The 13,028-nt window shown below is 37.8% G+C and carries 18 protein-coding genes and 4 pseudogenes; 1 reads left to right on the top strand and 21 read right to left on the bottom strand.

Translation table 11 applies throughout. The features are described from left to right. Window positions 1-153: 153 nt before the first annotated feature. From ETP43_RS02995 to ETP43_RS02975, 5 genes are all read right to left on the bottom strand, one after another. Complete coding sequence (locus ETP43_RS02995) at window positions 154-927, bottom strand: NifB/NifX family molybdenum-iron cluster-binding protein (RefSeq protein WP_129256991.1); 774 nt, start codon at window positions 925-927, stop codon at window positions 154-156. 98 nt (window positions 928-1,025) lie between these two features. Continuing rightward, window positions 1,026-1,610, bottom strand: coding sequence for a 4Fe-4S binding protein (locus ETP43_RS02990; RefSeq protein WP_129256990.1), 585 nt, complete (start codon window positions 1,608-1,610; stop codon window positions 1,026-1,028). Continuing rightward, window positions 1,607-1,795 carry a 4Fe-4S binding protein gene (locus tag ETP43_RS18245; protein ID WP_334295500.1) on the bottom strand — a complete coding sequence of 63 codons (189 nt, stop codon included), beginning with the start codon at window positions 1,793-1,795 and terminating at the stop codon, window positions 1,607-1,609. Before ETP43_RS18245 ends, ETP43_RS02990 begins: the two co-directional genes overlap by 4 nt. A 131-nt stretch (window positions 1,796-1,926) precedes the next feature. Beyond that, window positions 1,927-2,253, bottom strand: a complete 327-nt coding sequence (locus tag ETP43_RS02980) for a hypothetical protein (RefSeq protein WP_243007075.1) — start codon at window positions 2,251-2,253, stop codon at window positions 1,927-1,929. An 85-nt stretch (window positions 2,254-2,338) separates the two neighbouring features. Further along, window positions 2,339-3,292, bottom strand: a complete 954-nt coding sequence (locus tag ETP43_RS02975; RefSeq protein WP_243114172.1) for a hypothetical protein — start codon at window positions 3,290-3,292, stop codon at window positions 2,339-2,341. Between the two features lie 101 nt (window positions 3,293-3,393). Here ETP43_RS02975 and ETP43_RS02970 point away from each other — a divergent pair, with 101 nt between their 5' ends. Further along, window positions 3,394-4,053 (top strand): Crp/Fnr family transcriptional regulator, encoded by a 660-nt coding sequence (locus ETP43_RS02970; RefSeq protein ID WP_243114171.1) that lies wholly within the window; start codon window positions 3,394-3,396, stop codon window positions 4,051-4,053. A gap of 115 nt (window positions 4,054-4,168) precedes the next feature. On the opposite strand, the gene ETP43_RS02965 is transcribed toward ETP43_RS02970, so the two are convergent. The 16 genes and pseudogenes from ETP43_RS02965 to ETP43_RS02900 form a co-directional block, all read right to left on the bottom strand. Next, window positions 4,169-5,860, bottom strand: coding sequence for an FAD-dependent oxidoreductase (locus ETP43_RS02965; RefSeq protein ID WP_129256985.1), 1,692 nt, complete (start codon window positions 5,858-5,860; stop codon window positions 4,169-4,171). 1 nt (window position 5,861) lies between these two features. Then, window positions 5,862-6,182 (bottom strand): rhodanese-like domain-containing protein, encoded by a 321-nt coding sequence (locus ETP43_RS02960; protein ID WP_129256984.1) that lies wholly within the window; start codon window positions 6,180-6,182, stop codon window positions 5,862-5,864. Window positions 6,183-6,194: 12 nt separating this feature from the next. Beyond that, the gene (gene trxA / locus ETP43_RS02955; RefSeq protein ID WP_129256983.1) at window positions 6,195-6,500 is read right to left on the bottom strand and encodes a thioredoxin; all 306 of its coding nucleotides are present in this window, start codon (window positions 6,498-6,500) and stop codon (window positions 6,195-6,197) included. Window positions 6,501-6,589: 89 nt separating this feature from the next. After that, a complete protein-coding gene (locus tag ETP43_RS02950) occupies window positions 6,590-7,336 on the bottom strand; it encodes an SDR family NAD(P)-dependent oxidoreductase (RefSeq protein ID WP_129256982.1) in 747 nt (248 codons plus the stop codon). A gap of 154 nt (window positions 7,337-7,490) precedes the next feature. After that, entirely contained in the window at window positions 7,491-7,649 is a 159-nt protein-coding gene (locus ETP43_RS02945; protein WP_005339874.1) for a rubredoxin, read from the bottom strand. 94 nt (window positions 7,650-7,743) lie between these two features. Continuing rightward, window positions 7,744-8,001: pseudogene (locus ETP43_RS18240) on the bottom strand (desulfoferrodoxin family protein); the annotation flags it as partial. A gap of 48 nt (window positions 8,002-8,049) precedes the next feature. Further along, window positions 8,050-8,157, bottom strand: a pseudogene (locus ETP43_RS18235) (L-lactate dehydrogenase); the annotation flags it as partial. Window positions 8,158-8,208: 51 nt separating this feature from the next. After that, window positions 8,209-8,751, bottom strand: a complete 543-nt coding sequence (gene rbr / locus ETP43_RS18230) for a rubrerythrin (protein ID WP_117649977.1) — start codon at window positions 8,749-8,751, stop codon at window positions 8,209-8,211. A gap of 18 nt (window positions 8,752-8,769) precedes the next feature. Beyond that, window positions 8,770-9,390 (bottom strand): annotated as a pseudogene (locus tag ETP43_RS18225) (flavin reductase); the annotation flags it as partial. Next, complete coding sequence (locus ETP43_RS02925; RefSeq protein ID WP_129256980.1) at window positions 9,383-9,790, bottom strand: Fur family transcriptional regulator; 408 nt, start codon at window positions 9,788-9,790, stop codon at window positions 9,383-9,385. The pseudogene ETP43_RS18225 and the gene ETP43_RS02925, both read right to left, overlap by 8 nt. Window positions 9,791-9,913: 123 nt before the next feature. After that, the gene (gene yaaA / locus ETP43_RS02920) at window positions 9,914-10,666 is read right to left on the bottom strand and encodes a peroxide stress protein YaaA (protein ID WP_129256979.1); all 753 of its coding nucleotides are present in this window, start codon (window positions 10,664-10,666) and stop codon (window positions 9,914-9,916) included. Then, on the bottom strand, window positions 10,666-11,121 hold the full coding sequence (gene bcp, locus ETP43_RS02915) for a thioredoxin-dependent thiol peroxidase (RefSeq protein WP_129256978.1): 456 nt from the start codon (window positions 11,119-11,121) through the stop codon (window positions 10,666-10,668). The genes yaaA and bcp overlap by 1 nt, the downstream gene beginning before the upstream one ends. A 3-nt stretch (window positions 11,122-11,124) precedes the next feature. Next, window positions 11,125-11,337, bottom strand: a pseudogene (locus tag ETP43_RS02910) (DUF6219 family protein). Between the two features lie 399 nt (window positions 11,338-11,736). Beyond that, entirely contained in the window at window positions 11,737-12,063 is a 327-nt protein-coding gene (locus tag ETP43_RS17460; RefSeq protein WP_243114168.1) for a Fic family protein, read from the bottom strand. Next, the gene (locus ETP43_RS17455; RefSeq protein WP_243114324.1) at window positions 12,056-12,160 is read right to left on the bottom strand and encodes a hypothetical protein; all 105 of its coding nucleotides are present in this window, start codon (window positions 12,158-12,160) and stop codon (window positions 12,056-12,058) included. The genes ETP43_RS17460 and ETP43_RS17455 overlap by 8 nt, the downstream gene beginning before the upstream one ends. A 128-nt stretch (window positions 12,161-12,288) precedes the next feature. Then, window positions 12,289-12,996: a helix-turn-helix domain-containing protein gene (locus ETP43_RS02900; protein ID WP_129256977.1), complete on the bottom strand. Its 708-nt coding sequence runs from the start codon at window positions 12,994-12,996 to the stop codon at window positions 12,289-12,291. Window positions 12,997-13,028 lie beyond the last annotated feature (32 nt).

Here is a 13,028-nt window from a genome sequence, read left to right as displayed (position 1 = left end):
ATATAATGCTTGTCACAACATCCACAAACTTTAACTATTGTCTTAAAAGTACAATCTATTTTTCCGGAAAATAATAATACGAAAGGATGCACTCCGGTAACTTCTCCATTACCTTGGCACATCCTTTCGTATTATTATTTTCTGTTATTCTTCTTAATGACAGCTATGGCTTCCACATCCATGCTCGCCACAGGTATGTCCTTCCCCGTGGCTGTGCTCGTGATGAGAACACTTCACATTTGGATTATACTCAAGTGTTTCATTGATAAAAGCTTCTACTGCTTCATCTGCATCTCCGGAAACTCCTCCGAAAAGCTTGATGCCTGCTGCCGCTAACGCTGTCTGTGCGCCGCCTCCGATTCCGCCACAAATCAAAACATCTGCATTCAATGCATTAAGAACTCCTGCCAATGCGCCATGTCCGCTTCCATTCGTATCTACTACTTCTGAATGTACTACTTTTCCTTCCTCTATATCGTAAATCTTAAATGTCTCTGTGTGTCCAAAGTGCTGGAAAATCTGTCCATTTTCATATGTTACTGCTATTCTCATAATACCTTCTCCTTTTTCTGCTGCATATTTTTTGTAAATTTCCTGTTTGTAACATCCTCCAAAGCTGCAGTTGCCGCTCTGACCGTCACAGATTCTGAAATCCCCGCCCTCAATTCTGAGCGGATGTCCGTCAATAAGTGCATCTGCTATTTTCTTCCGGGCAATCTCGTAAATCCGCTGGACCGTCGTTCTTGCAATCTGCATAGATACTGCACACTGCTCCTGACTGTAACCTTTCTTGTCCAAAAGACGGATTGTCTCGTACTCATCTACCGTCAGAACAATGGGTGTTTTTTTCTCCGTATCATCTGCCGGAAGAAATTCTAAAACATTGGGGAAATGGCAGACTTTTCTGCATTTTACTGGTCTCGACATAAACTGCTCCTTGCTCTCTTTTCTTATATAATAGTCCTATAAAAGGCATATGTCAATAACGTTTTTGACATATGCCTTTTATAGACCACCTAATAGTATTACTTATTTTCATTATTTTTTAATTTACAGATGCCCTGCGTCATTGTTCCCATTGGACAAAATGCACACCAGGTTCTTGGCTTATATAACGTCATTACGATCAACCCTAACAGCAGAGATGTAAGCATCAAACTATAAAATCCAAAACTAAACTGTGCCACCCAATCAGCTACTGTTCCTGCAGTATATGTCCATCCCCATGGAACACGGAAGGTCCAAAATAGTTTGATGGCTTCACGCAAGGAGGATGCTCCGGCACCAACTAAATATGTCTGAAATACCATGTTACCAAACATTGTAAGGAAAAATATCAAAAAGCCATATCGGAACCATTTTGAACTCATCCATCTCGGGGTTGGTTTATTTCTTGAGCATTTTAAATCTCCACCAAGCTTACTAAAAAGCTGGCCACGTCCACACAAATGATTACAGAAAAATTTATTTCCACCGAATATTGCTATTCCTAACGGCACCAAGAAATCAATCATCCCAAACCAAGCGAACAAAATATTAAAAAAACCAAGAGCAAAATAAATGATCGCCCATATCCATAAATAATCATACCAATGCTTCTTTTTCTTCACACTGTTACCCTCTCTCTCATTTCAATACAGCCTACTGGACAGGACTTTGCACATTTTCCGCATCCTACACACAATGTTTCTTCTACTACCGCATAGCACCCACGATGGACTTTAACCGCTGCCAACGGACAAGTATTTTCGCATACTCCGCAGGCAACGCATCTTTTTTTATCGACACTTGCCACTCTTTTTGCCAATGCTTTGTTCCCCTTTCAAATTTGTTATCTCTATTGTACCTGAAAAAGGTAAATTCTTCTGTGATATTATTACATAAGAATTTACCTTGACCGCTAATAACTAAAATGACATATTTTTATTATACATCACCTTTATATTTATATATGATGTTTAGAATCTCCTCAATTGTTCTAATAATTATTTTTTGTTTTTCTTTCATTGTTATAGATTTGCTTTCTTCTTCAGATAACGAAGAATAAAGGTGGATAGTATTAGCATGATGCCATATTTCATCGCAAATTTTCTCAATTTCATCAGTACTCCGAAATGCCTGATCTGTTTGCATTTGCAAGTGTTCTCGTTGCTCTTCCAGATGATTCATCTGTTCTAGTAACTGATCCCTTTCTTTCTGCAATTGATCATGTTGTGCTTGCAGTTGATCCATTTGTATTTTAATTTCGCTCATCTTATCTTTCTGTCTCCGCATAAGCATCATCAAATATGCAACTATGAATGCAAATAATAGTATTATATACAGCATAAACGTCTCCTCACGACACATATATTTTGACGGTTTTCCGAAAATCAACTATCGACAATGGCATAGAAAGAATAGTTACTTTCCCTGGTTCCTTTTTAATCTCAACAGAATCGGAATTACCTGTGATTAAAATTACAGGTGTCGTCCTGTCAGCACGCCATGGCTGATTCGGTTGTCTCGTCATATCTTCGGTAACAATCCAAAGATCCGGCTTATGTTTTCCTAATGTTGTTTTAGCACTTTCCGGTGTGTAAAACAGCATGATCTGCTCTGAAATAAACTGCAATGCTTCTTTTAATCCTTTTGCATAGCGTTCATTGCCACAGATCAGTGCAATAATAGAAGCATCTTTCTTTTTTTGTGTTACCTGAATAAAATCTAAAACTGGTGTATTATAGAGACTAAAGTCTTTTTCCAAATTAACTTTATCATAGTAACTCTTTGCCGCTTTGCACATTCTCAGACAAAACTGTTCTATGTCTATACGAATATCGATTCTGTTCTCCTGTATGTTCATACTGTCCAACTGACAAACTGACATTCCACAGTTTAATCCAAGATGAAAGTGTATATTATTTTCATCATTTAAAAATCCTTTGTTTTGATGAAGATATTCACACCGAAGCTGCCAACAGCGTTCTCCGCAAATATATGGCTTTTCATCGGATTGAGATAGTTTAAAGTGCTCCCCTGCATATTCATCAAACCAGCGGATATACTGGGTTCCCACATCACGGGTCGGATTTTTTTGCCGATCCAGCATAACCCGCCCATCTCGATAATGTTTAACAATTTCCGGGAAAGCAATACCTCCGCAAATATCTGGCAAAGTCAATGCCAATGCCAGTGCAGACTGCCATCGTCTATCTACAATATTCAGTTCTACCTCTTCAATTCGGTCCAAAAATGTAAAACTGACATCTCCCTGCATTCTTTTTCCCTCCCTCATATTTACATCAATCATGTACTATAATCAGTATATTTTTATTTATGGCATATGTCAATTATAGAATTGACGCATCTTAAAAAAGCAAGTATACTATGTTCATAAAGGAGATAACTGTTATGAACTTCGAAAATTATTTTCCACTATGGAGTGACTTAAACATAGCACAGAAAAAACTAATTTCAGACAATTTAATCACACAGGTTGTTAAAAAAGGAACGATCATTCACAATGGAAACCTGGACTGTACTGGATTATTACTGGTTAAATCCGGGCAGCTTCGAACCTACATACTTTCAGATGAAGGACGGGAGATTACACTTTACCGTCTGTTCGATATGGATATGTGTCTTTTATCCGCCTCATGTATCATGCGGTCCATCCAATTTGAAGTAACCATTGAAGCAGAAAAAGATACGGATCTTTGGATTATCCCTGCTGAAATCTATAAGGGTATCATGAAGGATTCTGCTCCTGTCGCAAACTATACCAATGAGTTAATGGCTACCCGTTTTTCTGATGTCATGTGGCTGATTGAACAAATCATGTGGAAGAGTTTGGATAAGCGTGTTGCTTCATTTCTTTTAGAAGAGACCTCTATCGAAGGAACAAATGAATTAAAGATCACTCACGAAACCATCGCCAACCATCTTGGTTCCCACAGGGAAGTTATCACTCGAATGCTCCGATACTTTCAAAGCGAAGGACTCGTCAAACTCTCCCGCGGTAAAATCACAATCCTTGATTCGAAAAGACTGGAAACACTACAAAGATCATAAAACTGTTTTTCTATAACATTTAAAGAATCCTCCATTTATCAGAATTATGAAAGTCGTTCTAATAAATGGGGGATCTTTTTATACTACGATTAAACTATAAAAAATTTGTTTATTTCTAATAATCCATACCGCATGCATATGCCCTTTCGATCAGCGTACGGTCATTAACCACTGCATCATAGAAGCGGAATCCACCGGAAAAGTTATATGTTTCATATCCATTTCCTTCCAGAATACGGCTGGCAATGTAACTGCGCAGACCACTTTGGCATATCAGATACACAGGCTTTCCTTTCTCAATTTCGTTAATTCGTTCCCTCAGTTCATCTACAGGAGTATTTTTGAATCCATTAATATGCCCCCTGCTAAATTCATCTACCGTTCTCACATCCAGCAACACAGCATTTTTATCTTTAGAAATCTTATCCATATCTTCCAAATGCCATTGTTTTAAGGTCCCTTTTGCTATATTGTCTATCATGAATCCTGCCATATTTACATGATCCTTTGCAGAGGAATAAGGCGGTGCATATGCGAGATCCAAATCTTTCAACTGGGTTGCCTTCAGCCCTGCATGAATTGCTGTTGCCAGTACATCAATACGTTTATCAACTCCTTCATATCCAATAATCTGAGCACCAAGCAAGCGATAAGTCTCTTTTTCAAAAACCACCTTCATGGTCATCACTTTTCCACCGGGATAGTAACCGGCATGACTCATAGGCGAAAGAATTACTGTATCTACCTCTAATCCTGACTTTTTGGCATTGGTTTCATTGATACCTGTGGTAGCTGCTGTCATATCAAATACTTTGATAACGGAGCTTCCCTGACTGCCCAGGTAACGGCTATCACCGCCACAAATGTTATCAGCAATGATTCTGCCCTGTTTATTGGCTGGTCCTGCTAAAGAAATCAGCGCATCATCACCCGTAACATAATGTTTTACCTGAACTGCATCACCTGCTGCATAAATATCCGGTGCAGAAGTTTCCATTCTGTCATTCACTACGATACTTTCTTTGATGCCAAGTTTCAGACCGGCTTCTTTTGCTAATGCTGTGTCTGGTGTGACTCCGATTGCCAGCACTACCATATCAGCCTGAAGGGATGGATTATCTTTTAATAAGATCTCCACTCCATTGTCTTTTCCTTTAAATCCTTCTACTGTATAGCCTAGTACCAGTTTTATTCCATGCTTTCTCATTTCATTATGGATCATGGATGCCATATCCGGGTCAAATGGATTCATCAGCTGCTTAGGCCGCTGGACGATTGTAACATCCATGCCAAGCTCCCTCAAATTTTCTGCCAGCTCTAAGCCAATAAAACCTCCACCAGCCAACACTGCAGATTTTGGATGATTCTTACTAATATATTCCTTTATCCGAAAAGTATCTTCTACTGTACGAAGTGTAAAAAGCTTATCAATACCTACTCCAGGAAGTCTCGGCTGTGTTGGCTTTGCACCTGGAGAAAGGATCAGCTTATCATATTTTTCTTCAAATATCTCACCATTCTCCAAATTTTTCACTGAAACAGTTTTACGATCCGGATGTATGGAGATAACTTCATGATGAATTTTCATGTTAATACGGAAGCGTGCGAAAAAACTCTCCGGTGTCTGTAGTGTAAGTTCTTCCTGATCTGTGATCACATCGCCAATATAATACGGAAGCCCACAATTCGCATAAGATATGTATCCAGATCTTTCAAATACAGTAATTTCTGCATGTTCATCCAGTCTTCGTATTCTTGCTGCAGCTGTAGCTCCTCCGGCTACACCGCCTACGATTATTACCTTCATCTTATTTTTCCACCTTTCCTGAATAAGCAACAATGCCACCGATATTATTTACTTTAGAATATCCCATTCGTTGCAACAACCCTGTTGCTTGACGACTTCGGGCTCCGGAATAACAGTATACAAACAGTGGAATTTCTGTATTTTTCGCTACTGAAACAACATTGTTAAGTTGTTGTAACGGTACATTTTTACTTTCTGGTATATTCCCTTCCTGATATTCCTGCGGAGTACGTACATCCATCAGAACTGCACCAGCAGTCCTTTTATATTCCTCTATCCCTTGATTAATATTCGCCTGTTTAAGGAAATCAAAAAATCTCATTAGCGCACCTCCTTAAAGCATTTCTAAAATTGCATTCTTAGGTCTCGCACCTGAAACCTGTTGTACAATCTTCCCATTCTTCATAACCACCAAAGTTGGGATACTCATAATACTAAATTCACTTGCCAGTTCAGGCTGCTCATCCACATTGATTTTACCAACTTTGATATCAGGGCGTTCACCTGCAATCTCCTCTATGACAGGAACCACCATACGACAAGGAGCACACCAAGGCGCCCAAAAATCCAAAAGGACAGGTTTATCAGAATTCATTACTTCATTCTGGAAATTATTTTTATTGATATTAATTGCAGTCATTTTATAATCCTCCCTATCATTACTTTGTGGCTTTATTATAATCTGAATTTTATTTCTTTTCTGTGATGACATCACCATACCACATTGCCTTAACTTCTTGCCATACCATCTACACTTAGTATAACACCTGTAATATAACTCGCTTCATCTGAAGCAAGAAACACAAATGCATTGGCAATATCTTCTGGCTGTCCAAGACGACGCAATGGAATTCTTTCAATCATAGGTTCGATAACTTCCTTTGGCACGGCCTTCATCATATCAGTTTCTGTAATCCCAGGTGCAACTGCATTAACACGAATACCTTTAGGTCCTAGTTCTCTTGCTAATGATACAGTCAATCCGTTTACTGCAAACTTGGATGCAGGATAAGCAAACCCACTTGGCTGTCCAGAAATACTCACCATGGAAGAAGTTGAGAGAATGACCCCCTTGCCTCTTGCCACCATACATTCTGCAGCTACACGAGTAGTATTAAATACTCCTTTTACATTTAGATCCATGACTTTATCAAAAGTCTCCTCTGTATAATCCATAAATGAAGTGTTTTCTGAAATTCCTGCATTATTTACCAGTATATCGACACATCCATATTTTTCAATTGCCTCTTTAAAGGCCTTTCTGACAGACTCCATGCTTGCAAGATTTGGACTAATTCCAGCAACTATTGCATTGGGATATTTTTCTTTTAATTTATCTACAGCAGTATCTGCCGATTCCTGTGAACTTGCCGCCAATACAACTGTAGCGCCTTCCTTCAAGAATTTATCAGCTGTAGCAAATCCTATGCCACGGCTTCCACCCGTAATGATTGCAACTTTATCTTTTAATCTCATTTAGACTACCTCCTTACTTAGTTTCTAGCTACATTATAAGCAAAAGGTAGATTATTTTCTGTGATATCATCACAAAATATCGCAATAAAAAACCCTGTTGCTCACGCAACAGGGTTTTGATTTATCCATCCATATTTAACACAAGATTAGGCTTCTATTCAACTTCTGAAAACTGATCTTTTCCAACATTACATAATGGGCATTCAAAATCTTCCGGAACATCCTCCCACTTTGTTCCTGGTGCAATACCACCTTCAGGATAACCTTCCTCTTCATCATATTCCCATCCGCAAACGTCACATACATATTTCATTCGTTTGTTCCTCCCTAAAAATATATTAATACGCAGTATATTTTACTGTTGTATCTGAATTATTTTGTAATCTTGGCACAAATGTCAAGTGTTTTTAGCATTTCCAGAACCTATGAAGATTGCAGTATGCATATACTTCTTCTAAAGATTCTCCATCGCAAAGACAAGAATCTGCTACCGGCTCCTGCCCTGGATTTAACTGTTTTCTGTATATTCTCTGGTTTGTATTTAATGTAATCCACTAAATGAAATGCTCTTCAAGCATTGGATGTTTTGTCTCTCCGATCACGACATGAACATGACTGCCTTCTACCGTATATACAGGTACATGCTTCTCAACAGTAGCATATGTCTTCATCGGACTGGCAAACGGAATACCATGACTGATATCCATTGCTTATCCCTCTGCCTTGTTCTTGTCTGCATCGATAAGGACAAGCTCTGTAAACAAGCCACTCTGCATCAGAGCAAATATCGATGCCGAACCAACAAATCCACAGCCTATCATTACTGCTTTTTTTGAATTAATCACTTCCTTCTTCGTAATAATCTCATCCCCTTAATAATTCTCTTCATGTACTTCAAAATAGCTCTGTGGATGATTACATACCGGGCATACTTCAGGTGCCTTGGTTCCTACCACAATATGTCCGCAGTTACGGCATTCCCATACTTTAACTTCACTCTTTTCAAAAACTTTAGCAGTTTCAATATTCTTAAGAAGTGCACGATATCTTTCCTCATGGTGCTTCTCAATCTCACCTACTGCCCTGAATTTTGCTGCAAGCTCAGGGAATCCTTCTTCCTCAGCTGTTTTAGCAAAGCCTTCATACATATCTGTCCACTCATAATTTTCGCCTTCTGCCGCTGCCGCCAGGTTTTCCTTTGTATCACCAATTCCTGCTAATTCCTTGAACCACATCTTTGCATGTTCTTTCTCATTATCTGCGGTTTTTAAAAACAATGCTGACATCTGCTCGTAGCCTTCCTTTTTCGCTACAGAAGCAAAATAGGTATACTTATTTCTTGCCTGCGATTCCCCTGCAAATGCCTCCTGTAAATTTTTCTCAGTCTGTGTTCCTACGTATTTGTTTGCTGCCATTTCTTTTTCCTCCGTTTTCTTTACTATTTTTTCAAAATCTGATGCTGGGTGCTTACATAAAGGACATATAAAATCATCCGGTAATTCTTCTCCTACATATTCGTATCCACAAATTCTGCAACGCCATATTGTCTGCCCATCCTCGGTTTTTCCGACTGTCTGTGGCTTAGGTTTAATATTATTCTGGTAATAATCATATGTGACAGAAGGAACATTACTTAAAACTTCCATATCTGTTATCTCACCGATAAACATTGTATGTGATCCTAAGTCCTCCGTTTTATTAACTGTTACAGAAATGTATGCATTTGTACCTTCTGTAATATAATAAATACCATTTGTACCCCTAGCACACTTTTCAAATGCTTCAAATTTATTGGTATCCCTTCCTGATTGGAAGCCAAAATGTTTGAACAATTCAAACTGTGCCTTCTGACTTAAGACTGATACTGTGAATTTTCCAGTTCTCTGAATCATGTCATGCGTGTAATTTGCTTTATTGACACAGATACTTAACTGGTTCGGTTCAGAAGCTGCCTGAATGGCTGTATTAATAATACATCCATTGTCTTTTTCATCTTCTCTGGCAGTCAGTACAAACAATCCATAACTCAACTTATACATTGCTTTCCTATCCATTTTTTTCCTCCTTTACCTTCTCCCTGCATTTTGGGCAAATACCTTTAAATGAAATATCATAATCCAAAAATTCGATTCCATGAGTGTTATGAATTCTTTCCAGCAAATCCGGTATTTCATCCATATCCACATCTGAAACTTCACCGCATTTTGCACACCTGACATGGTAATGATTTTTCAATGAAAAATCGAACCTATTCGGTCCATCCGGAACTTCAACCTTCCTTAACGAACCCTCATCTACCAATATATCAAGATTTCTATATACAGTTCCTTTTCCGATTGTAGGATGTGCTGCTTTTATAAATTCATACACTTCATTTGCTGTAACATGTCTTCTCATTTCGTATACGGCATTTCTTACAAGATCTTTTTGAATGGTATTTCTCCTACTCGTCATCAGTCCTCCTTGTTAGGATTTGTTCTTAATAAGGATTATATATCATTATTATTCTATCGTCAATAAAAATAGTAATAATTCTCATTATTACAAAAGATGCCCGTGCGCGCTTCTTTAATCTAATCATTTTTCTATTTTTCGTTCAAAAACATATTCAGTATCTGATGATAAATCAGACCGGAATGAATAACCAAGTCTGTCGAATTTCTTAATATCCACCGGATTCTCAATATTATTTTCTGCCATAAATCTGACCATTTCACCACGAGCCATCTTGGCATATGTACCTTTTGTTACCATTTTATCTCCAGAAGCTTCACAAAATGTAACCGAAATATATCTGTCCTGTGGTGTCAAATACTTTTCTATACATTTTGAGTATTCTTTTGATGCAAGATTAATGATAATCCTGCTGTCATCTATTACTGAGCGGTATAACAAGTCACCCCAGTACTCATACAGATTTTTGGCATCTCCAATCCTGATCTTTGCCTGCATTTCCAAACGATAAGGTGTCACACCATCCATTGGTTTCAGAGCACCATAAAATGCAGACAATATTCTCAAATGATTTTGCACATACTCAAGCTGCATATCTTCAAACACAGATGGTGCCATATATTGAAAAGCAATTCCTTCATATGATAAAACAGCCGGACTGAGCATCTGATAAAGATTCATATTTCCCAATCTATTGAAATTTTGTTCTGCAATCTTGTCATTACATTTCCAAATGCCTTTCAGTTCCTCTTTTGACTTACTTTTCAACCAACTTTGTATCTCTGTCGTCTTTTCAATAAATTCAGGCAATGCATCCGGTGCTATGCTGTCAGTATCTGTAATCATCTTTTTAGCAGGGGATAATATTATCTTCATTAATCTAATTCCTTAAGCATATTTTCAGGATCATCTGCAGCCTTGACTTTATCATTTGCCTTTATAATAACCCCCTGTTCATCAATAAGATATGTGGTTCTTACTACTCCCATAGATACTTTGCCATAATTTTTCTTTTCTTTCCATACATCATAAGCTTCAATAACTTTTCGCTCTGGATCTGCTAAAAGTGTAAATGCCAATCCATATTTTTCCTCAAATCTCTTGTGAGACGCTACAGAATCCTTACTGACTCCAAGAATAACTGCACCTTTTTCGGTAAACTGAGGGTATCTCTCGGAAAAACCACATGCCTGTTTCGTGCATCCCGCTGTATTATCCTTGGGATAGAAATATAAAATCACTTTTTTTCCTGTATAATCCGATAATCTATGTATTTTTCCATTTTGATCGGGCAACTCAAAATCAGGTGCCTTAATTCCTACTTCCAACATTATTTATTCCTCCCTATCTGTAACTTTCTCTTTTTTTGCCTTTTCTTTTCTATTCCCAGTAATCATTTTATGACCTGTATATATCGCCATTACCATACATAACATAGAACTTAAAGCAAAGTATTTATGACTTGATTTTAGCTTTTTATATCCAGTGTAATAAGTCCCAAACATTGTAATTAATGCTCCAACTGATCAATATTTATGTGCTTTCATGTAATTCCTCCATTTTTTCAGTGTATTCAATTGTAATTATACTCTACCACATTCCTATGTCAATTTGACAATAGCACATTTCTTGTATTTCTTCCTCTGAAAAAATATGATCCTTATATTTATCCCCCATATCAGTTTTAAATCTATCAAGGCAAGCCTGAACTAAAGGATCATCTGAATCCCAATTATTGATATCAATCCCAATTATTGATATCAATCTCTTTTCTTTTTAACTTGTCTTTTACAATTAATACCCAACTTCTTCCTGCCTCTTCTAAAGTAACAATAGAGCTAAGCAATCCAATTGCCGCCATTAGATCCATTCGTCAATTACCTTCTCTCTTAATTCTTGTATTCTTATCCTAACCACATTGGTTAAGATGTGGTTAGGATATTTTCTTACGAAAAATATTTCTGATTTTTACTTGATGGCTTTTTCGGTATAGTCATCTTTAACACACCATTTTTCAGCATAGGTGTTAAATACTTTCTTCTAAAACTTGTCCTGCTATCAAAATCAAATTCATCCATTATTTCTTGGACCGACTTCGGGTCTTTACAAAAATCGATAATCAGCTTATTCACATCCTGACCATTTTGGTTAGGATGATGGTCAGGATGCTGACCATCATCTCTCAACAACCTCAAATACCTATCACAAGCCTTGCAAAGAACCATAATTCCAGCCTTATTAATCTCGTATTCCGGCAATGGTCCATCATACAACGCACAGGCTTGTATCTGTAATTTTATTAGGAATTCGCTCTAATAAATCTCTTGCATTATCAATACCTACAACATTACCATCGTCATCCGTACCTATGTATATTGTTCCACCGTAGGCATTGGCATGTCCACAAATCCATTTTTAATACTCATCCTGCCATGATTCCTTCCACTCTATGGATTGATGTTCATTTTCCTTCATATATCCATCAACTTTCCAAATTACTACTTGTCCACTTCCGTAAAGAAGTATTCCAATGTATCTACAAACATATTTGCATCAAACAATTCTTTTATCTGTTCCCGATTCATCCAAGCAACCTGTGCCACTTCATCCGTTGTAGCATTGCCCAAATCAACCTCTCCATCATATTCAAACAGCCAAACATCCATAATATCATTAAAGATTTTTCCCTCAATGATTTTACGTGTCTTTGTAAAAAGAACTTGTCCATTTTCCGGCAACAAATCAACACCAACCTCTTCCTTTGCCTCTCGAATTGCTCCCTGTAAACTATCTTCTCCCTTCACAACCGAACCGCCTACACATTCCCACATCAAAGGATATGTTGGCCTATTTGCGGAACGCTGCGAGATAAGGTACTCTCCCTTAGAATTACGAATCCAGACATGCACCACCAGATGGTATCCTTCTATCGGTAACTGTTCTCCTCTGATATGGTCTTTCCCAAGAAGTTCTCTATTCTCGTTATACAAATCCCATATTTCTGCGTCTGGCACATACTCCACAATATCCCCAAAGTCTGCATGTAAGGTTTTGCAGATTTTGCTAAGAATCGTTAGGCTCACCTCTTCATCACGGCGAAGCTTTGTCATTGTATTAGGAGCAATTTCTGCCTTCTTACGCAAATCCGATTTGCTCATTTCTTTATCCACTAATAATTTCCATAATCGTTTATATGATACAGCCATAATAGTATCTCCCATTTTATTTCCTATTTCGG

It is taken from the genome of Blautia faecicola (assembly GCF_004123145.1).
GTDB classification, from domain to species: Bacteria; Bacillota; Clostridia; order Lachnospirales; family Lachnospiraceae; genus Oliverpabstia; species Oliverpabstia faecicola.
The sequence above is the reverse complement of the archived record's forward strand: the minus strand, read 5'-3'. Positions and strand labels throughout refer to the sequence as shown.

Bases quoted from the DNA above. Each gene is read 5' to 3' on its own strand.
- ETP43_RS02995 (WP_129256991.1), bottom strand. From the start codon at position 927: ATGTCGAGACCAGTAAAATGCAGAAAAGTCTGCCATTTCCCCAATGTT.
- ETP43_RS02980 (WP_243007075.1), bottom strand. From the start codon at position 2,253: ATGAGCGAAATTAAAATACAAATGGATCAACTGCAAGCACAACATGAT.
- ETP43_RS02975 (WP_243114172.1), bottom strand. From the start codon at position 3,292: ATGATTGATGTAAATATGAGGGAGGGAAAAAGAATGCAGGGAGATGTC.
- ETP43_RS02970 (WP_243114171.1), top strand. From the start codon at position 3,394: ATGAACTTCGAAAATTATTTTCCACTATGGAGTGACTTAAACATAGCA.
- ETP43_RS02965 (WP_129256985.1), bottom strand. From the start codon at position 5,860: ATGAAGGTAATAATCGTAGGCGGTGTAGCCGGAGGAGCTACAGCTGCA.
- ETP43_RS02960 (WP_129256984.1), bottom strand. From the start codon at position 6,182: ATGAGATTTTTTGATTTCCTTAAACAGGCGAATATTAATCAAGGGATA.
- trxA (WP_129256983.1), bottom strand. From the start codon at position 6,500: ATGACTGCAATTAATATCAATAAAAATAATTTCCAGAATGAAGTAATG.
- ETP43_RS02950 (WP_129256982.1), bottom strand. From the start codon at position 7,336: ATGAGATTAAAAGATAAAGTTGCAATCATTACGGGTGGAAGCCGTGGC.
- ETP43_RS02945 (WP_005339874.1), bottom strand. From the start codon at position 7,649: ATGAAATATGTATGTGACGTTTGCGGATGGGAATATGATGAAGAGGAA.
- rbr (WP_117649977.1), bottom strand. From the start codon at position 8,751: ATGGCAGCAAACAAATACGTAGGAACACAGACTGAGAAAAATTTACAG.
- ETP43_RS02925 (WP_129256980.1), bottom strand. From the start codon at position 9,790: ATGACGAGTAGGAGAAATACCATTCAAAAAGATCTTGTAAGAAATGCC.
- yaaA (WP_129256979.1), bottom strand. From the start codon at position 10,666: ATGAAGATAATATTATCCCCTGCTAAAAAGATGATTACAGATACTGAC.
- bcp (WP_129256978.1), bottom strand. From the start codon at position 11,121: ATGTTGGAAGTAGGAATTAAGGCACCTGATTTTGAGTTGCCCGATCAA.
- ETP43_RS02900 (WP_129256977.1), bottom strand. From the start codon at position 12,996: ATGGCTGTATCATATAAACGATTATGGAAATTATTAGTGGATAAAGAA.